The 20,116-nt window shown below is 72.3% G+C and carries 12 protein-coding genes, 1 tRNA gene and 1 pseudogene; 6 read left to right on the top strand and 8 right to left on the bottom strand.

Features of this window, described 5'->3' with window-relative positions; genetic code table 11:
* The 3 genes from ACZ7L1_RS13275 (at window position 1) to ACZ7L1_RS13285 (ending at window position 5,180) form a co-directional block, all read left to right on the top strand.
* Window positions 1–1,380, top strand: coding sequence for a M1 family metallopeptidase (locus ACZ7L1_RS13275; protein ID WP_471436778.1), 1,380 nt, complete (start codon window positions 1–3; stop codon window positions 1,378–1,380).
* A gap of 425 nt (window positions 1,381–1,805) precedes the next feature.
* Window positions 1,806–3,995, top strand: a complete 2,190-nt coding sequence (locus ACZ7L1_RS13280; RefSeq protein ID WP_471436944.1) for an RICIN domain-containing protein — start codon at window positions 1,806–1,808, stop codon at window positions 3,993–3,995.
* Window positions 3,996–4,277: 282 nt separating this feature from the next.
* Window positions 4,278–5,180: a DMT family transporter gene (locus ACZ7L1_RS13285; RefSeq protein WP_471436780.1), complete on the top strand. Its 903-nt coding sequence runs from the start codon at window positions 4,278–4,280 to the stop codon at window positions 5,178–5,180.
* A 13-nt stretch (window positions 5,181–5,193) separates the two neighbouring features.
* Here ACZ7L1_RS13285 and ACZ7L1_RS13290 read toward each other — a convergent pair whose 3' ends face one another.
* From ACZ7L1_RS13290 to ACZ7L1_RS13300, 3 genes are all read right to left on the bottom strand, one after another.
* Window positions 5,194–6,114: an MBL fold metallo-hydrolase gene (locus ACZ7L1_RS13290; RefSeq protein ID WP_471436782.1), complete on the bottom strand. Its 921-nt coding sequence runs from the start codon at window positions 6,112–6,114 to the stop codon at window positions 5,194–5,196.
* A gap of 110 nt (window positions 6,115–6,224) precedes the next feature.
* A complete protein-coding gene (locus ACZ7L1_RS13295) occupies window positions 6,225–9,035 on the bottom strand; it encodes a SpoIIE family protein phosphatase (RefSeq protein ID WP_471436784.1) in 2,811 nt (936 codons plus the stop codon).
* Between the two features lie 51 nt (window positions 9,036–9,086).
* Window positions 9,087–9,305, bottom strand: a complete 219-nt coding sequence (locus ACZ7L1_RS13300) for a hypothetical protein (protein WP_388999637.1) — start codon at window positions 9,303–9,305, stop codon at window positions 9,087–9,089.
* A 161-nt stretch (window positions 9,306–9,466) separates the two neighbouring features.
* Here ACZ7L1_RS13300 and selA point away from each other — a divergent pair, with 161 nt between their 5' ends.
* Window positions 9,467–10,849 (top strand): L-seryl-tRNA(Sec) selenium transferase, encoded by a 1,383-nt coding sequence (selA, locus tag ACZ7L1_RS13305; protein ID WP_471436786.1) that lies wholly within the window; start codon window positions 9,467–9,469, stop codon window positions 10,847–10,849.
* 5 nt (window positions 10,850–10,854) lie between these two features.
* Window positions 10,855–12,603 (top strand): annotated as a pseudogene (gene selB / locus ACZ7L1_RS13310) (selenocysteine-specific translation elongation factor); the annotation flags it as partial.
* A gap of 34 nt (window positions 12,604–12,637) precedes the next feature.
* On the opposite strand, the gene ACZ7L1_RS13315 reads toward selB, so the two are convergent.
* Window positions 12,638–12,731, bottom strand: a tRNA-Sec gene (locus tag ACZ7L1_RS13315).
* A gap of 34 nt (window positions 12,732–12,765) precedes the next feature.
* Between ACZ7L1_RS13315 and selD the strand changes: the two genes are divergently transcribed.
* Window positions 12,766–13,773, top strand: a complete 1,008-nt coding sequence (gene selD, locus ACZ7L1_RS13320; protein ID WP_471436788.1) for a selenide, water dikinase SelD — start codon at window positions 12,766–12,768, stop codon at window positions 13,771–13,773.
* Between the two features lie 16 nt (window positions 13,774–13,789).
* On the opposite strand, the gene fdh is transcribed toward selD, so the two are convergent.
* The 4 genes from fdh to ACZ7L1_RS13340 all read right to left on the bottom strand — a co-directional run bounded on the left by fdh (window position 13,790) and on the right by ACZ7L1_RS13340 (window position 20,020).
* Entirely contained in the window at window positions 13,790–17,050 is a 3,261-nt protein-coding gene (gene fdh, locus ACZ7L1_RS13325) for a formate dehydrogenase (protein WP_471436790.1), read from the bottom strand.
* Between the two features lie 5 nt (window positions 17,051–17,055).
* Window positions 17,056–17,871 (bottom strand): hemerythrin domain-containing protein, encoded by an 816-nt coding sequence (locus tag ACZ7L1_RS13330; protein ID WP_471436792.1) that lies wholly within the window; start codon window positions 17,869–17,871, stop codon window positions 17,056–17,058.
* Between the two features lie 86 nt (window positions 17,872–17,957).
* A complete protein-coding gene (nrfD, locus tag ACZ7L1_RS13335; protein ID WP_471436793.1) occupies window positions 17,958–18,977 on the bottom strand; it encodes an NrfD/PsrC family molybdoenzyme membrane anchor subunit in 1,020 nt (339 codons plus the stop codon).
* The gene (locus ACZ7L1_RS13340) at window positions 18,974–20,020 is read right to left on the bottom strand and encodes a 4Fe-4S dicluster domain-containing protein (RefSeq protein WP_471436795.1); all 1,047 of its coding nucleotides are present in this window, start codon (window positions 20,018–20,020) and stop codon (window positions 18,974–18,976) included. Before ACZ7L1_RS13340 ends, nrfD begins: the two co-directional genes overlap by 4 nt.
* Window positions 20,021–20,116 lie beyond the last annotated feature (96 nt).

Raw genomic sequence — 20,116 nt, forward strand, 5'->3', positions numbered from 1 at the left:
GTGAGCCCTCAGCAGAAGGCGGAAGCAGACCCGTACTTCCCCGACCACGGCGACCCCCGCTACCGGGTGCACCGCTACGAGCTCACACTGGACTACCGCCCCGGCCCCAACCGGCTCGCCGGGGCGGCGCGTCTGAACGCCATCGGGGGCCGGGCCCCGCTCACCGAGTTCCAGCTCAACCTGGCCGACTTCCGCGTCGGCCGGGTCAAGGTCGACGGCCGGGCGGCGCACTACACGCACCGCGGCGGCCGACTGCGCGTCCGCCCGTCCAAGCCGGTCCGGACCGGTGCCGCGTTCACCGTCGAGGTGCACTGGTCCGGCAATCCCAAGCCCGTCAACACCCCCTGGGGCGGCGTCGGCTGGGAGGAACTGCAGGACGGGGCTCTGGTGGCGAGCCAGCCGGTCGGGGCACCCTCGTGGTACCCGTGCAACGACCGCCCGGCGGACAAGGCGTCCTACCAGATCTCGGTCACCACGCCGTCGGCGTACTCGGTGGTGACCGGCGGGCGACTGCTGACCCGCACGACGAAGGCGTCGACGACGACCTGGGTGTACGACCAGCCCGCGCCGACCTCCAGCTATCTCGTCGGGCTGTCGATCGGCAGGTACCAGACCGTGCTGCTGGGCGATCCGGGCGAGGACGGTGTGCCACAGCATGCGCACATCCCGGCGCCCCTGCTCCCGCGGTTCTCCCGGGACTTCGCGCGCCAGCCGGCCATGATGGCCCTGTTCCAGGAGCTGTTCGGTCCCTACCCGTTCGGCGAGTACGCCGTGGTGGTGACCGAGGAGGAACTCGACGTCCCCGTCGAGGCGCAGGGGTTGTCGCTGTTCGGCGCCAACCACGTGGACGGCGCCCGCGGTTCCGAGCGGCTGGTGGCGCACGAGTTGGCGCACCAGTGGTTCGGCAACAGCGTGACCGTCGCCGACTGGCGGCACATCTGGCTCAACGAGGGCTTCGCGAAGTACGCGGAATGGCTCTGGTCGGAGCGGTCCGGAGGACCCACGGCCGATCGACTGGCCGCGACGGCACACCGGAAGCTGTCCTCGCTGCCCCAGGACCTGCGACTCGCCGACCCCGGCCGCAAGCGGATGTTCGACGACCGCCTCTACGAACGGGGCGGCCTGGTGCTGCACGCGGTGCGCTGCGCGCTGGGCGACGAGTCGTTCTTCAGGATGCTGCGCGGCTGGGCCGGCGTGCACCGGGGCGGGACCGTGACGACCGACGCCTTCACCGCCCACGCCGCACGGTTCGCGTCCCGGCCCCTGGACGACCTGTTCCATGCGTGGGTGGAGGAGACGGCGCTGCCGCCGCTGCCGATCCCCGAACACCCGGTGCCGATGCGTCCGTCCTACCCGCCGAGCAACGCCGGCTCCGTCTGAGGCGGGTCGGCCGCCGGCCCTTCAGCCGTCGATGCGGACGACGTCCGGAGCGGCCGAACCGTTGTCCGCGCGTTCAACTCCTTGCCGCTCGACCGGCGTTCGGAGCCTTTCCTGTTTCATCTCTTGACGCTCCTGGTCCAGACCTTTAGATTCACTGACCGCTCACCGTTCCATGAATGCGCTCGACTTTCAGCCTTGTGAACGCAGGGTGGTGCTTCGGGGACGCAGCTCGATGCCGCACAAGCGCAGCCTCGTGCTCCGCCCCCTGCCCACCGCCTCCGAATGGCCGTACCCCGCACGGCCGGACGCCCCCCACCATCAGCCGCGTAGTCGGCACAGGAGGACCCGTGTTCAGCCTCTTGCGCACCACCCGAACGCACCACCGCAGAACCGCTCCCGCCGTCCGCCCCTGGGCGGCCGCCGCCCTGGTCGCTGCATCGGCCGCGTCCCTGCTCACCGCCCTGCCCGCCCAGGCGGTCACCGCCACGTCCACCTCGGCGGCACCTGCCCGAGCCGCTGCCGCGCAGGCCGCGGCCCTGCCGTCCGGCTGGGCGACCGTCGTGAACGCCGGAAGCGGCAAGTGCCTGGACGCCAAAGGCGCCGGAACCGCCAACGGAACCGCCGTGCAGCAGTACAGCTGCAACAGCACCGGCGCCCAGCAGTGGAGTTTCGCTTCCACCAGCGACGGCTACGTGCGCGTCGACAACCGCAACGACGCGAACCAGGTCCTGGACGTGACCGACGTGTCCACCGCCGACAACGCCCTGGTGCAGCTGTGGACGTACGGCGGCGGTGACAACCAGCAGTGGCAGGCCGTCGACGAGGGCGCGGGGGCCTACCACTTCGTCAACCGGCACAGCGGCAAGTGCCTGGACGTCCCCTCCGCGTCGACCGCGGACAGCGTCCAGCTGCAGCAGTACACGTGCAACGGCACCGCGGCCCAACGCTTCCAGGTGACACCCCTCTCCACTTCGCCGAGCGACGTGGACCTCGGCCCCAACGTCGTCGTCTTCGACCCCTCCATGTCGTCCTCGTCCATCCAGAGCAGACTCGACTCGGTCTTCAAGCAGCAGGAGACCAACCAGTTCGGCTCCCAGCGCTATGCCGTGCTGTTCAAGCCGGGCACGTACAGCAACGACGTCAACGTCGGCTTCTACACCCAGGTTCTCGGGCTCGGCCTGTCACCCGACGCCGTCACCGTCAACGGCGCGGTGCACGCCGAGGCCGACTGGTTCCAGGGCAACGCCACTCAGAACTTCTGGCGCGGCGCGGAGAACCTCTCGGTCAACCCGGCCGGCGGCACGGACAGGTGGGCGGTCTCGCAGGCCGCGCCGTACCGGCGGATGCATCTGCGGGGCAACCTCCAGCTGGACGACGGTGGTTGGTCCAGCGGCGGACTCATCGCCGACAGCAAGATCGACGGGCAGGTGCGCTCGGGGAGCCAGCAGCAGTGGCTGACCCGCAACTCGCAGCTCGGGAACTGGACCGGCTCCAACTGGAACATGGTCTTCGTCGGCAGCCAGGGCGTGCCGGCCACCAGCTTCCCCAACCCCCCGTACACCACGGTGGACCAGAGCCCGGTCAGCCGCGAGAAGCCGTTCCTGTACGTGGACGCCTCCGGCGCCTACCGCGTGTTCCTGCCGTCCCTGCGTACCAACTCGACGGTGACCAGCTGGGCGAGCGGCAGCGCTGCCGGAACCTCCCTGTCCCTGGACCAGTTCTTCGTCGTGAAGCCCGGTGCGACCGCCGCACAGATCAACGCGGCGCTGGCAGCCGGCAAGAACCTCCTGGTCACCCCCGGCGTCTACCACCTCGACCAGACGCTGCAGGTGACCCGCCCCGGCACGGTCGTCCTGGGACTGGGCCTCGCCACCTTCGTCCCAGACAACGGCATCACCGCCATGACCGTCGCGGACGTCGACGGCGTCAGGATCGCCGGCCTGCTCTTCGACGCGGGAACGACCACCTCGCGGACGCTGCTGGAGGTCGGGCCGACCGGATCCACCGCCTCTCACGCCGCCGACCCGACGTCCCTGCACGACGTCTACTTCCGGATCGGCGGCGCGGCCGTCGGCAAGGCCACCACCAGCCTCGTGGTCAACAGCGACGACGTCATCGGCGACCACATGTGGCTCTGGCGCGCCGACCACGGCAGCGGCGTGGGCTGGACCAGCAACACCGCGGACACCGGACTCGTCGTGAACGGCGACAACGTCACCATGTACGGCCTGTTCGTCGAGCACTACCAGAAGTACCAGACGATCTGGAACGGCAACGGCGGCCGGACGTACTTCTTCCAGAACGAGATGCCCTACGACCCGCCCAGCCAGGCCGCCTGGATGAACGGTGCGACACAGGGCTACGCGGCCTACAAGGTCGCCGACTCGGTGACCAGCCACCAGGCGTACGGTCTCGGCAGCTACTGCTACTTCAACGCCGACCCGAGCGTGACCGCCGAGCACGCCATCGAGGCGCCGAACAACGCGAACGTCCGCTTCCGGGACATGGTGACCGTCTCCCTTGGCGGCACCGGCACCATCCGCCACATCGTCAACGACCGTGGCGGGCCGTCCAACCCCAGCACGAACGTGGCCGATCTGGTCGCCTATCCGTGAGCCCGGCCTGACCGTACGGCAGCGGTGCCTCCCGTCGTGAGCGTGCGGCGGGAGGCACCACTGCCGTCTGCGGGCGTACCGGACGGCTCGAGGGTGACCGGTTCCGGACGGCGGCCGGTGGCCGATCAGCGGGCCGCGCCTCCCGGACGGCGGCCCCGCGGTTGCGGGCCGCCGCTCGACGCCGTGGACTTAACTGCGTGGGGCGCCCGCAGCCCCGCCGACCGGGTGTGGAGGAGACATGATCGTCGCTGCGGGGGCGGTGGCACCCGGGGGCGGCGCGCCGTGCTGAGTGTGCTGCTCGCCGTCCTGGCGGCGATCGCGAACGCCCTGGCCTCCGTGCTGCAGCGCAAGGCGGCACGCGACCGCCCGGAGAGCGAGAGCCTGAGCTGGCGGCTCGTACGGCACCTGTTGCACCGGCCGGTGTGGTTCGCCGGCGTCCTGTCGATCATCGCCGGATTCCTGCTGCAGGCCGTGGCCTTGGGCAACGGCCAGATCTCCGTGGTGCAGCCGACGCTGGTGCTGGAACTGCCCGCCACCCTGCTGCTGGCATCGCTGGTGTTCAGGAGCCGGCTGGGCGTCCGGGAATGGGGCGCTTCGGTGCTGATGGCCGCCGGCCTGGCCGGGCTGCTGTTCTCCCTGTCCCCCTCGCCGGGCTCGGCCGCCCACGCCACCGCTCTGAGGTGGGCGTTCGCCTCGGGAGTGAACGTGCTCCTGGTAGCCGCCATGGTGGTGTGGGCCCGCCTCACCGGCCCCGGGGCCCGCAAGGCGGCCCTCCTGGGCGTGGCGACCGGGTGCGGCTTCGGGTTCACCGCCGCGCTGATCAAGGGCATGACGGAGACGTTCACCCACGGCATCGGCGCGCTGTTCACCAGCTGGCAGCTCTACGCCATGATCGTGGCCGGCGCCGGCGCGATGTTCCTGCTGCAGTCCGCGATGCACGCCGGACGACTGCTCGCCAGCCAGCCCGGGCTGACGATGTCCGACCCGGTCGTCGCGATCCTGTGGGGCGTCTTCGTCTTCGGCGAAGCGGTCCGGGGCGGCGTCTACACCATCTTGTCGGTCGCGGGGGCAGCCGTCGTGGCCGTCGCCGTGACGCTGCTGACCCGCTCCCCCCTGCTCGCCGGCCAGACCGGTCGCGGAGAAGAAGGGCATCCCCGTGGCGAGGCCGACACGGAGACGGAATAGCGTCCCCGAGCTCTCACCCGAGGCCGGCGAAGGGGTCGCTCGGCTCCCAGGCGGCGGGCAGGACGACGTCGACGCCGGCACGGCGCGCCAGGGGCAGCAGTCGGCTCATGGTGGTGTCGAGGTCGTCGAACAGGTAGGGCAGCGGGCGCAACGGGCGCCCCAGACCGGTGAAGAAGTCGTCCCAGTGGACGAGGACGACACGCCGCGCTCCGGTGGCGGTGACGACCTCGTCCCAGTACGCCTGGAGGAACGCGGCGGGCTGCTTCCCAAGGTTCCCGATGCCCAGATGGACGACGTCGGCCCGGTGGCCGCGCAGGGCGCCGGGCCGGTGGTTGGCGCTGGCGTGCAGCAGCAGTCGGCCGCGGGGATGGGCGACCAGCACGGAGTAGACGGTGCCGGTCTTCCAGGCCCGGGCGCGGGCCGGCGGGACGAGGGGCCGGTCGATGCTGCCCGGGTAGTGGTCACCGGGGCTGTGCAGGGAGGTCAGGAAGGTCAGGTCGAAGGCGCCGTAGGTGAGGGTGTCACCGTCCTCCACGATCCGCAGCGAGCGTGCGGGGACCCCCAGACCGCGCCCGACGTTCGCGGTGGACCGCGACCCGACGAGCTCGGCACCGGTCTCCAGCGCCCACAGCGGGGCGTCGAGGGCGTGGTCGTAGTGGGAATGCGCGCACACCACGGCGGCGAGGGTGTCCACGCCCAGTCGCTCGATGGCCGCGCAGACGAGCCTGCGGTCGGGCGCGATGCGGCCCAATGCCACGCGCAGCAGGCGGGGCCGGGTGACGAACCCGTCCATGAGGACACGGGTCTCACCGTCCGACAGCAGGACGGAGCTGGTGCCGAGGAAGTGGGCGGTCAGTCCGTCGTGCGGGAGTGCGGCACGCTGCAGATACGGCAGGTAGGGCCGCAGGCTGGGGCGGCTGATCGGTGTCTTCACCCGGTCATCCTCGGGCGTGTTCGGCCCCGGGTGCCAGCCCCGGTGCCACTGAGGTCGGGCAACCGGGTAAGGGGACCTTGTGCGGTGAGCGCCCGGGGCGAGATCCGCCCTCACATGGCGCGGTCGCCGAACTGTTCCAGGAGGACGTCGACCGGCGTGGGATCCGTCGCGGCGGACGGGCCGTCGTGGACGTCGTGGAGGGCCTGCTCCGCCCAGATCACCTTGCCCTGGGACGTGTAGCGCGTCCCCCACCGCTGGGCGAACTGCGCCACCAGGAACAGCCCCCGCCCGCCCTCGTCCGTGGTCGCCGCCCGCCGCAGCCGCGGCGAGGTGCTGCTGCCGTCCGCCACCTCGCAGATCAGGCAGCGCCCGTACAGCAGCCGCACGGTCACCGGTGGCGACCCGTGCCGGATCGCGTTCGTGATCAACTCGCTGACGATCAGCTCCGTGGTGAACCCGATCTCCTCCAGCCCCCACTCCCGCAACTTGTCCCTGCACCGCGTCCGGACCGAGGGCACCACCGCCGGGTCCGTCGGCACGCTCCACTCGGCCAGGCACGAGCGTGGGAACAGCCGGGTCTGCGCCACCAGCAGGGCGATGTCGTCGGCGGGTCGCGCCGGCCCCACCGCATCGATCACCGCCTGGCACGCCTCCTCCGGACTGCGCCTTCCGGCAGCGTCCAGCGCCCGGCGCAGCCGATCCAGGCCGACGTCGATGTCACGGGCGCGTTCCTCCACCAGACCGTCGGTGTAGAGCACCAGTTGGGAACCCTCGCTCAAACGCAGCTCGGCGGTTTCGAAGGGGTAGCCGCCCAGGCCGAGCGGTGCCGACGCCGGTACGCCGGGACAGGTGACGGTTCCGTCCGGACGCACCACCACCGGTTCGGGGTGTCCGGCGCGGGCCATCGTGCACGTCCCCGTCACCGGGTCGTAGATCGCGTACAGACACGACGCTCCCGTCACCCCCTCGCCCTCATGGCCGTCAGCGGCCTCGGCGGCGCCCTCCTCGTTGTCCATGCGGGCGACCAGGTCGTCCAGGTTCCCGAGCACCTCGTCCACGGGGAGGTCCAGCGTCGAGAAGTTGTGCACCGCGGTGCGCAGCCGCCCCATCGTCGCCGCCGCGTGCAGTCCGTGACCGACGACATCGCCCATCGCCAGCGCCACACGTGCGCCCGGCAGCGGGATGACGTCGAACCAGTCCCCGCCCACCCCCGTCGCCGCCGGCAGATACCGCCAGGCCACCTCGAGCGCGTCCTGCTCCGGTTGCGCCCGCGGCAGCAGGCTGCGCTGCAACGTCACCGCCATCTCGTGCTCCCGCGTGAACCGCCGGGCGTTGTCGATGGCCACCGCCGCCCGCGCGGCCAGCTCCTCCGCGAAGTACAGGTCGTCCGGCTCGAACGCGGGGGAGTCCTTCGTCCGGTAGAAGTTCGCCACGCCGAGCGGCACGTTCCGCGCCTGCAACGGCATGGTCACCAGCGAATGCAGCCCGAGTTCCAGGGCCGTGCGGGCGCGTTCCGGATCCTGCTCCCGCCAGCCGTGCGCCTGCCGCAGGTCCGGCTCCACCATCCCCCGACCCTCCTGGAGCGCGTGCATCTGCGGGGTCCCCGGCGAGAACGTGATCACCTCGCCGATCCGATACACCGGCATCACCTGCCCGTCCCCGCTGATCGCCGTACGCCGCAGATGCCGCCATCCCTCCGCCGTCGGCTCCCAACCGCGCAGCACGGCATCCAGCAGATCCACGGTGACGAGATCGGCGAACTGCGGCACCGTCACGTCCGCCAGCTCCTGCGCCGTACGCCCCACATCGAGCGTCGTCCCGATCCGCAGCCCCGCCTCGTACAGGAGCTTCAGCCGCTCCCGCGCCACCTCGGCCCGTCCCGAGACCGCAGCCAGCTCCGTGGTGTCCCGCAGCGTCACCACGTTGCCTCCCGGGCCCCCGTGCGGGAACGTGGGCCGCTTGTTGACCGCCAGCAGCCGGTCCTCCGCCAGATACACCTCGTCGGTCACCGCGTCCGGCGAGATCAGCAACCGCGTGATCTGCTCCGGCAGCCCCAGCTCCCGCACCGGGCGTCCCTGCGCGTCGGCCGGCAGGCCCAGCAGCCGCCGCGCCTCGTCGTTGGCCAGCAGCAGCCGCCCGTCGGGGGTGGTGATGAGCACCCCTTCCCGCACCGCGTGCAGCACCGCCTCGTGGTGCTCGTACAGCCGCGTCAGCTCCACCGGGGCCAGGCCGCGGGTCTGCCGCAGCAGCCGCCGCGACGCCAGCGTGGTCCCGGTCGCGGCCAGTGCCAGCGCCGCAGCGCCGCTGCCGACGATGATCGGCAGCTGCGGCATCCACAGGCGTGACACGTTCTTGACCGTGATCCCCGCCGAGACCAGGCCGACGACCGTGCCGTGCGAGTCGTTCACCGGGACCACCGCCTGCACGGCCGTGCCCTTGCCGGCGGGAAGGGGCGGCCCACCGACCTGCTCGATGACGGTACGGCCTTGCAGCGCCGGCTTGATGTCGCCGACGAACTTCTTCCCGATCTCCTTCGGGTAGGGGTACGTATAACGGATCCCCTTCGTGTCCGTGACGACCATGAAATCCACGTCCGCCTTCTTGCGCGCCGCTTCCGCACGCGGCTGCAGGACCGCCGACGGGTCCCGGCTGCGCAGCGCCTCGGCCACACCGGGCGCGTTCGCGAACGACTGCGCCGCGACGACCGACACGCGACGCCCCTGCTGCAGCGCGTCCCGCGCCGCCTGGAGCACCACGCTCGCCATCGCGGCCAGGACCAGCAGCACCACGATCACGATCTGAAGGAGGAACACCTGCCCGGCCGCGCTGTGAGGGTTCAGCACGGAAGCGCGACGCTCATGCGCGCGTCCGGTGGGTGGTGGCCGCGCCTGGGTCCGGTCTCGTCCGAAACGTACCCTCATGTTCCCTTCATAGCACCGCTGCGCGTACCGGGACCGATCGATCTGAAGCCGTCAGCGTTCTCTCTCCCACACCTCGGGGCCACCGCCGTGCCACTCGATCAAGGGCGAGTCGGCCACATCCACCTCGTCCACACCCTCCAGCCCGGCGTGCTGCAGGAAGACCGTCAAGTCATGCAGCGAATAGGCGGTGCCGAGAATCTCACCGTCCGTGCGCACACGCCGGCCGCCGCTCTCGCCCGGCGGGTACACGATCACTCGACGCTCGGCCATGGCACCAGCCTCGCCCCCGGGGGCCCGGCCCGCATGCCGGGCTACTCCGCGCACGGCCCCGGGCCCTGTCGTCCCGGCGTGTCGAGCGGGCGGCCGTGGGCACTGGGAGACGATGGGACTTCCTCGGACAGCCGGGCCGGGGCCGGAGAGGCAGGGGCCGCATGGAGCAGGGGGTCACACCGGAGGGAGTCGGTGACGGGACGGGGGCGGTCGCGTCCGGCGTCGGACACGCGCCCCGGCGAAGCGGCGCCGTCGACACGCGACGGCGCATTCCCCGCACCGACGCCCTGCTGAGCGATCCGCGTCTGGCGGAGGCAGTGGGCCGGCTGGGACCGCGCGTGGTGAAGGCAGCCGTGCGGCAGGCGCAGGAGCAGGCACGCGGCGGCGGCATCCCGCCGGAGCGGGTGCGGGACGCGGCCCTCGCCCTGCTCCCGGGCACCGCCGGCGGGCTGCGCCCGGTGATCAACGCCACCGGGGTGGTGCTGCACACCAACCTCGGCCGGGCGTCGCTGTCGGTCGCCGCCCGGCAGGCGGTGCTGGAGGCAGCCGGGCCCACGGACGTCGAACTGGACCTGTACACCGGCGTCCGGGCCCGCCGCGGTCGCACGACTCTGAAGGCGCTGTGCGACCGGGTGCCCTCCGCCGCCGCGGCGCACGTCGTCAACAACGGAGCCGCCGCGCTGGTCCTCGTAGCGACCGCGCTCGCCGCCGGCAAGGAGATCGTCATCAGCCGGGGGGAGATGGTGGAGATCGGCGACGGCTTCCGGCTCCCGGACCTTCTGGTCTCCACCGGGGCCCGGCTCCGCGAGGTCGGCACCACCAACCGCACGACCGCCGCGGACTACGCCGCCGCGATCGGACCTCAGACGGGGTTCGTGCTGAAGGTGCACCCCTCCAACTTCCGCGTCACCGGTTTCACCCGCGCCGCCGATGTCGGCGAACTGGCGCCGCTGGGCGTCCCGGTGGTCAGCGACATCGGCTCCGGACTGCTCGCCCCCCACCCGCTGCTGCCCGAGGAACCCGACGCGGAGACCCAGTTGCGGGCAGGCGCCGCACTTGTCACCGCGAGCGGCGACAAACTGCTGGGCGGCCCGCAGTGCGGACTTCTTGTCGGCGACGCGGAGTTGGTCCGCACGGTCTCCCGGCACCCCCTGGCCCGCGCCCTGCGCGTGGACAAGCTGACCCTGGCCGCGCTCGAGGCCACGCTCACCGGCCCGCGGACCCCGACCGCCGCCGCCCTGGCCGCCGACCCCGAACAGCTGATGGCCCGCGCCGAGGCGCTCACCGAGGCGCTGAGCGCCGGCGGCATCGACGTACACGCCGTCGACAGTGCGGCGACCGTGGGGGGCGGCGGCGCGCCCGGGGTGTCGCTGCCCAGCGCCGCCCTGTCCCTCCCCGAGTCCTATGCCGCCGCGCTGCGCACCGGCGCCGTTCCCGTCGTCGGGCGTCTGGAGGCGGGGCGCTGTCTGCTCGACCTGCGGACGGTGCCACCGGAGGACGACGAGCGGCTGGCCGGGGCCGTGCGGTCGGCGGCGGGGAGGTAGGCGCCATGCGGGTGCTGGCCACCGCCGGGCATGTCGACCACGGCAAGTCCGCTCTGGTGCGGGCGCTGACCGGGATGGAACCCGATCGCTTCGAGGAGGAGCGGCGCAGGGGGCTCACCCTCGACCTCGGTTTCGTGTGGACCCGGCTCGGCACGGACGGGGAGCATCTGGCCTTCGTGGACGTCCCGGGCCACGAGAAGTTCGTCGCCACCATGCTGGCCGGCGTGGGACCCGTACCCGCCGTGCTGTTCGTCGTGGCAGCCGACCAGGGCTGGCAACCCCAGTCCGAGGAACACCTGGCGATCCTCGACGCGCTCGGGGTACGGCACGCCGTACTCGCGGTGACCCGCAGCGACCTGGCGGACCCCGAGCCCGTGCGCGCCGACGCGGTGAAGCGCCTGGCCGCCACCTCGCTCGGCACCGTGCCGTCGGTGGCGGTCAGCGCGGTGACCGGCACCGGACTGGACGAACTGCGTGCGGAACTGGCCGGGTTGGCGCGATCGCTGCCGGTGCCGCCCGCGGACGCGGACGTGCGCCTGTGGCTGGACCGCGCCTTCACCGTACGCGGCCACGGCACCGTGGTGACCGGCACGCTCGGCGCGGGTACCCTGCGCGCCGGCGACCGGCTCGTGACGGGCGACGGCCCGGCCCTGCTGAAGGTGCGCGGGCTGCAGTGCCTGCACGAGGAACGGTCCGCCGTCAGCGGTGTGGCGCGGGTGGCGGTCAACGTGCACGGCTCCGTGGACGGTGCGCTGCGACGGGGGCAGGTGCTGCTGACACCGGACCGCTGGCTGCTCACCTACCTGATCGACGTACGCGTCACCGGCGAACCGGTCGCCGATCTGCCCCGCACGGTCACCCTCCACATCGGTACGGCCGCCGTCCCTGCGACGGTCCGCCCACTGGGCGAGGACACCGCGCGGCTGACCCTGAACCGGTCCCTGCCCCTGCGCGTCGGGGACCGGGCCGTGCTGCGGGAGCCGGGCGGGCAGCGCATGCCGTGCGGGGTGACCGTGCTCGACGTACGCCCCCCGCGACTGGCCCGGCGTGGCGCGGGACGTTCCAGGGCGGCGGAACTGGCGGCCATGACCGGCCGCCCGGACGGTGCCGCGGAGCTGCGGCGCCGGCGGCTCGTCCGCCGCTCGGAGCTGCTGGCGATGGGAGTGCCGCCGCCCACGGCGCCGGTCGCCGGGGAATGGCTGGTCGACGAGACCCACTGGGCGGCACTGCGGGAGCGCCTGGCCGCCGAGGTGCAGCGGTACGCCGAGGAGCACCCGCTGGAACCGGGCCTGCCCACCGAGGCGGCCCGGCGCCTGCTCGGCCTGCCCGACCGGACGTTGGTGGACGCGCTCGTCGGGACACCGGGTCGGTCCCGGCTGCTGCGCCGCAACGGCCGGCTGTACGGTCCCGGCAGCCTCCGGCCGACCCTGCCCGAGCCCCTCCGGGCCGCCGTCGACGCCGTACGAAGTGAGCTGACGCGGACGCCGTTCCGCGCGCCGGAGGCCGACCGGCTGAAGGAACTCGGGCTCACCCGCAAGGCGGTGGCCGCCGCGGTCTCGGCGGGGGCACTGCTGGCGGTGACCGACGGCATCGTGCTGCTGCCGGGAGCGGACGCCCGGGCCGCCGACGTCCTGCGTCGGCTGCCCCAGCCGTTCACACTCAGCGAGGCCCGCCGGGCCCTGGACACCACGCGCAGGGTGGCCGTGCCGCTCCTGGAACTACTGGACGCGCAGGGACACACCGAGCGGGTGGACGACCAGCGCCGACGCTGCCGGCCCGATCCGGGCAGCGGAGGCGGACGGGAATCGAACCCGCCTGCCCGAGATCCTCGGACACCTCGGTTTTGAAGACCGGGAGGGCCACCAGGCACCCACACGCCTCCACCGCTCGCCAGGCTAGTGCCCCAGGAGACAGGTATGACACCGACCCGCCAAGAGACGGTCCGCCTCACGCAGTTCGCCCATGGCGGCGGCTGCGCCTGCAAGATCCCGCCCGGAGAGCTGGAGGAGGTGGTCGCGGGGCTGACCGTGCCACCGCTCGCCGGGGGCGACACCCCGCTGCTGGTCGGCCTCGCCACCGGCGACGACGCGGCCGTGGTCACCCACCGGGGAACGGCGATCGTCTGCACGGCCGACTTCTTCACCCCGGTCGTGGACGACCCCTACGACTGGGGGCGCATCGCCGCCGCCAACGCCCTGTCCGACGTGTACGCGATGGGCGGCCGCCCCGTGCTCGCCGTGAACCTCCTGGCCTGGCCGCGCGACCGGCTCCCGTTCGACCTGGCCCGCGAGGTGCTGCGCGGTGGACTGGACGTCGCCACCGAGGCGGGCTGCCACGTAGGCGGCGGGCACAGCGTGGACGACCCGGAACCGAAGTACGGCATGGCCGTCACCGGTGTCGCCGACCCCGAGCGGCTGCTGCGCAACGACGCCGGCCGGCCCGGGCTGCCGTTGTCGCTGACCAAGCCCCTGGGCATCGGTGTGCTCAACAACCGGCACAAGGCCACCGGCGAAAGGTTCGAGCAGGCCGTCGCCACGATGGCCGCTCTCAACCGGGACGCGTCCCGGGCCGCCCTCGCCGCCGGAGTCGCCTGTGCCACCGACGTCACCGGCTTCGGCCTCCTCGGCCATCTGCACAAGCTGGCGCGGGCCTCGGGTGTGACCGCCGTGGTCGACACCTCCGCCGTGCCCTACCTCGACGGAGCCCGCGAGGCCGTACGGGACGGATACGTCAGCGGCGGCACCGAACGAAACCTCGAATGGGTGGCGCCCCACACCGACTTCGGGGACACGGACGCCGACACCCGGCTGCTGCTGGCCGACGCGCAGACCTCCGGCGGCCTGCTCGTCGCCGGGGAGGTCCCCGGCGCGCCGGTGATCGGGGAACTCGTGCCGCGCGGCTCGCACTCGGTGGTACTGAAGTGAGCTCCGCGAGGGTGGCTCAGACCTCCGTACCGGTGTGGTCGTCGATGCCGGCCCGGGCCCGGTAGGCGCGCACCAGCTCGACGGCCGCCGGGCCCCTGGGACGGCGGCCGGGCCGGATGTCGACGGCGAACGCCTTCGTCTCCTGGATATGGGTGTTGGGGTCCAGGGACATGTGCACCAGCTCGTTGGCCGCGTCGCCCGTGGTGTAGCCGTTCGGCCCCCAGTGGTAGGGCAGACCGACCTGGTGCAGGGTGCGGCCGTGCACGGTCAAGGGCGGCACCCGGTCGGTCACCAGCACCCGCGCCTCGATGACGTTCCGGGCGCTGACGATCGTCGCCCACCCGGTGTGCTCCAGGCCGCGCTCGGCGGCGAGTTCGGGTGACACCTCGCAGAAGAACTCCGGCTGCAACTCGGCCAGGTAGGGCTGCCAGCGGGACATACCGCCCGCGGTGTGGTGCTCGGTGAGCCGGTAGGTGGTGGCGACGTACGGGAACACCTCCGTGCCCGGCTCGTCGCCGCTGGGCTGGTAGCGGTTGTCCGGGTGCGTCGGCAGCAACTGCCGTACGGGATTGCGCTGCTGGTGGTACAGCAGGTTGGTGAAGGGCGAGTCCTGCGGCTCGTAGTGCGTGGGAAGAGGCCCGTCGGTGAGCCCGGACGGCACGAACAGCCAGGCCTTGCCGTCGGCCTGCATGATGAACGCGTCGGTGCCCGACAGCGCCTCGGCGCCCGTGGCGTCCGGCGGGGGCTGGTGATGAGGGGACTTGTTGTTCGCGAAGTCGGGGATGTCGTGGCCCACCCACAGCGCCTTGTCCTCGTCCCACCACACCAGTGCCTTGCGCTCGCTCCACGGCCTGCCGTCCGGGTCCGCGGAGGCGCGGTTGTACAGGATGCGGCGGTTGGCCGGCCACGCCCAGCCCCACTCGTTCGCCACCCAGTTCTGCTGCTTGCCCGGCTTGCGGCGGGCCGCCTGGTTCACGCCGTCGGCGTAGACCCCGCAGTAGATCCAGCAGCCGCAGGCGGTGGAGCCGTCGTCGCCCAGTTGCTCGTAGGAGGCCAGCGGGTTGCCCTCGGCGTCGTAGCCGTTGATCTCCGCGAGGACCGCCTCCGCCTCCGGTTCGGCGTTCTCTCCCTTGGTGGGGTAGTCCCAGGTCAGGTCCAGCACCGGGCGGTCCATCCCGTCGGCCGACCCGGCGAGCTTCTCCCGGATGATGCGGCCGAGGTGGTAGGTGAACCACAGGTCGCTGCGCGCCTCGCCGGGCGGCTCGACGGCCTGGTGGTGCCACTGCAGCAGACGCTGGGTGTTGGTGAACGTGCCGTCCTTCTCGGTGTGCGCGGCGGCCGGCAGGAAGAACACCTCGGTGCGGATGTCCTCCGTGCGCAGCTCACCCGTCTCGATCTCCGGGCCGTCCTTCCACCAGGTGGCCGACTCGATGAGGGAGAAGTCGCGTACGACGAGCCAGTCGAGGTTGGCCATGCCGAGGCGCTGCATCTTGGAGTTGGCCGAGCCGACCGCCGGGTTCTCGCCCATCAGGAAGTAGCCCTTGCAGGTTCCCTCCAACTGGGCCATCACCGTTTCGTAGGTCGAGTGGGAGCCCGTCAGGCGCGGCAGATAGTCGAAGCAGAAGTCGTTGTCGGGCGTCGCGGCGTCGCCCCAGTAGGCCTTGAGCAGGCTCACCAGGTACGAGCGCATGTTGCCCCAGTAGCCCTTGTGCGCCGCCTCCGCCTCGATGAAGGCGTCGAGGTCCTGGTTGTGGTGCGCGTGCGGCATCGGGATGTAGCCGGGCAGCAGGTTGAACAGGGTGGGGATGTCGGTCGAACCCTGGATGGAGGCGTGTCCGCGCAGGGCGAGGATGCCTCCGCCCGGACGGCCGATGTTGCCGAGCAGGCTCTGCAGCACGGCGGCCGTGCGGATGTACTGGGCACCGACGGTGTGCTGCGTCCAGCCGACCGCGTAGGCGAAGGCGGTGGTCCGCTCGCGTCCGGAGTTCTCCGTCACGAGTTCGCACACCTGGCGGAACAGGTCCTGCGGCACTCCGCAGATCCGCTCGACCATCTCCGGTGTGTAGCGGGCGTAGTGGCGCTTGAGCACCTGGAAGACACAGCGCGGGTGGGTCAGTGTCTCGTCACGCTCGGGCTCACCCTCCGGGATCGCGGCGCCGCCCGAACCGTGGGCCTCACCGCGCGCCGCCTCCGACACCGAGCGGCCGCCACGCGTGCGCTCCTGGTACTCCTGGTCACGTTCGCCCGAGGCCGCCTGGATCTCCGTGCCCTCGTACTGCCAGCTGCTGTTGTCGTAGCTGCGGCTGTCGGCGTCCAGACCCGAGAAGACGCCGTCGAGGTCCTCGGTGTCCCGGAAGTCCTCCCGCAGCACCACCGGCGCGTTGGTGTACGCCACGATGTAGTCCCGGAAGTACTTCTCGTTGCTCAGGACGTAGTTGACGATCCCGCCGAGGAAGGCGATGTCCGAGCCCGCGCGCAGCGGCACATGCAGGTCGGCCAGCGCACTGGTGCGGGTGAACCGCGGGTCGACGTGGATCACCTTCGCTCCGCGGGCCTTGGCCTCCATCACCCACTGGAACCCGACCGGATGGCACTCGGCCATGTTCGAGCCCTGGATGACGATGCAGTCGGAGTTCTGCAGGTCCTGCTGGAAGGTGGTCGCGCCGCCGCGGCCGAACGAGGTTCCCAGACTGGGAACGGTGGAGGAGTGTCAAACACGCGCCTGGTTCTCGATCTGAATCGCTCCCAGGGCGGTGAACAGCTTCTTGATCAGGTAGTTCTCTTCGTTGTCGAGGGTCGCCCCGCCGAGGCTCGCGATGCCGAGCGTGCGCCGGGTGCGGGTCCCGTCGACCTCCCACTGCCAGCCGGCCCGGCGCGCCGCGATCACCCGGTCGGCGATCATGTCCATCGCCGTGTCGAGGTCGAGACGCTCCCACTCGGTGCCGTACGGGCGCCGGTACAGGACGTGGTGCTCGCGCGCGTCGCCGGTGGTCAGCTGCAGGCTCGCCGCGCCCTTCGGGCACAGACGGCCGCGGGAGATGGGGGAGTCGGGATCACCCTCGATCTGTGTGACCCGCTCGTCCTCGACATAGACGTTCTGGCCGCAGCCCACGGCGCAGTACGGGCAGACCGACTTGACCACCCGGTCGGCGGTGGCGACCCGGGGCGTGAGCCGCGCGCTGGCGGCGCTCTTGGCGGCGGCCCCGCGGCCCAGCGGGTCGCTGCCCTTGAGCTGGCGGTAGACCGGCCAGGAGTCGATCCATGTGCGTACGCCCATGTCTGCTACTCCTCCCGCTCGGTTCCTCGTCGTGCGGCCTCCCAGGCGCGGACGACGCCGGACCCCAGACGTTCCCGGTCCGCCTGCGGGAGATTCTCCCGCAGGCGGGCGAACACGGCATCCTCGAACGCCACGTGTCGGCGGAGTCGGTCCACGAGTTGCTCGACCAGGTCGTCGAACTCCTCGGTGTCCGGGGACGCCTCGCTCAGGGCCGCGAGGGTGCCGGTGCCCTCCCGCTCCTGCTGCAGTCCCTGATCCGCCAGATGGTCCCCGTCGTCGAGCGCGTCCCGTACGGCCGGCCAGAGGTGGCGCTGCTCGGCCGGCTCATGACTCTGCAACGCCTCGGTGATCAGACCGACGAGGGACCCCCTGCGCGACCGCTGGGTCTTCGATCCGCCCTTCTTGACGCCCGGCAGCGCCTGCACCTGCTTCAGCAGGGCCGTCACCCGGTCGTGGTCACGCGTCAGCACCGTGGTCAGCTCGTGCACGTCACCGGGGGCCCGCTCGCCCTGCGGGCGGAGGTCCCGCTGTTCGGCGGCCCGCCGCAGCTGCCGGTCCGCGGCGGCGCGGTCCTTGACCCACTGGCGTACCGCTTCCTTGCCGGTGGGATTCTGCATCGGCGGGTTGGACAGGTGCTGGGTGGACTCCCTGGGCATGCCCGGGCGGTGCTGCTCCGCGGTGGTGAGGGTGTCGCCGCCGTCCGCGGGCAGCCCCGTCGCGATCAGGAAGGCCTGCCCCGCGGGTATGCCGAGCCGCCGGCCGGCCTCCTCGTAGTCGAGGCCGTCCGAGAGCAGGTCCAACACCTGGCTCCGGCTGGGCATGACGTCCATCTCCTTCCGGCCCGGTGGTGGTCCTGGGTACCCTCCCCGCGGTCGGCGAAACGGCCGTCCTGCCGGGCGCCGGACCGTCAGCGACCGCGGGCTTCCAGCCGTTCCCGCTGCGGTACGACCGTGTACTTGGGGTCCTCGGCGGACACCACCCCGGCCTGGAACACGGCGAACCGCAGGGCCGCCGAGCCGGCCAGCAGCGCCGCGCCCGCCGTCGCCGACAGACGGCGGTCCGGACGCCGGTCCGCCAGGGCCGCCAGCGCGGCGCCGCCCGCCGTGAGCGCCTCCGCGCAGCGCAGCAGCGTACGGGGCCTGCCCTGCTCGTACGGTTCCGCCGCCAGGCCCGTGCGCCGCTTCATCAGCCGGAAGGCGCCGAGCTCCAGGGCGGCACCCAGCACCGCCATACGGCGCGCGGGCCCCGCCTGCGCCGTCGGGGCGCCGACCAGGCCCAGTCCGGCCGCCGCGCTCGCGGCGGACCCAGCGAACACGAACGGCATCTCGCGGTAGCCCTCGTGCCACGCGGGCACCGCCGTGTCGGAGATCAGGACGGCGGTGTAGGTGGCGACCGCCGGCCCCAGGACGGCCGCGCCCGCCGTGGCGGCGGCCCCGGCCAGGCGGTAGCGGCCCGCGACGTCGGTGGCCGCGGCGGCCGCCGTCAGCGGCGCGTAACCGGCGAGCAGCCAGGAGCCGACGCTCATCGGTGAGGTCGGCTTGAAGACGCGGAGCATGTTCACGAACCGGGCCGGGCGTCCCAGGTCGTGCACGAGCGCGGCCAGCGACAGTGAGATCGCGCCCGCGGCGCCCAGCTTCGCGGTACGGGCCAGCACCGGCCGCCCGGTGGCCTGGCTCCCGGCGGCGAGCAGCGACGACGCGCCCGCGAGGCCGCCGAGGTAGAGGTAGCCCGCGATGTCGAGGGGTTTCCAGACCGGCTTGTTCAGGATCGCTTTGCCGTAGTACGAGGAGAACCGCGCCTCGGGCACCATGGACCGCTCGCCGCGTCCGCGGCGTCGCCGACGGCGTCCGGTGTGCGCGCCGGTGAGAGCCTCGCGTCCGGGGCGGGCCCCCTCCACGCCGTCGCGGGTGACGTCCGATCCGGTCATCGCGGCCTCCTGGCGAAGCTGAGGGCGGCCAGCGCCGCGAGCGATGCGGCGGCCGCCGCCGCGTGCCGCCACATCGAGGGCAGATCCCGGGTGGTGACGACCGGGTCGGGCGGCAGACCGTAGACCTCCGGCTCGTCCAGCAGCAGGAAGAACGCACCGTCGCCGCCGACACCGTCCTCGGGGCTCTCCCCGTACAGGCGGGCGTCGGTGACCCCGGCGGCGTGGAGTTGGGCGACCCGCGTGGCGGCGCGTTCGCGCAACTCGTCGAGCGGGCCGAACTGGATGGAGTCGGTGGGGCAGGACTTGGCGCACGCCGGTTCCATCCCGACGCCGAGCCGGTCGTAGCACAGGGTGCACTTCCACACCCGCCCGTCCTGGGGACGCTGGTCGATGACGCCGTACGGGCAGGCGGGCACGCAGTACCCGCAGCCGTTACAGATGTCCTCCTGGACCACCACCGTGCCGAACTCCGTCCGGAACAGCGAGCCGGTCGGGCACACGTCGAGACAGGCAGCGTGCGTGCAGTGCTTGCAGACGTCCGAGGCCATCAGCCACCGCAGTTCGATGCGTCCGTCCGGGGACACGGGCGAGATCTCCCCGGCCGGTGCGCCGGCGGGTGCGGAGCCGGGCGTGGGCGCCGTGGCTCCCGGCCCGGGGGAGGAGGCGGAGGTGCCGAGGCTCCGGGCGGCGTCGAAGACGTCGACGTCCTGGTGACCGGCACCGGGCTCCTGACCGCCGAGCGGTTTGCGCTGCTCGATGAAGGCCACGTGCCGCCAGGTGTCCGCGCCCAGCCCTTGGGTGTTGTCGTAGGACATGCCGGTCAGTTCCAGGCCGTCCTCGGGTACGGAGTTCCACTCCTTGCACGCCACCTCGCACGCCTTGCAGCCGATGCACACGGAGGTGTCCGTGAAGAATCCCATGCGTGGCGGGGTGTCGGTGTAACCGGCCGCCTTCGCCACGTCGGGTTGCGGACCGAAGAGCAGGTTGGCGCGCACGGCATCCTCGCCTGCCCCGCCGGCCTCCGCGGCGCTGCCACGCGTCATGCCCCAACCTCCTAGGCCCTGTGGTCATCGGCGCCCGTCGAGCTCGGCGCTCACTCGCTGTTCGAGCCTGGCACGAGTCCCCCGGGCGCGCTCGCC

The organism is Streptomyces sp. NPDC107546 (assembly GCF_055639175.1).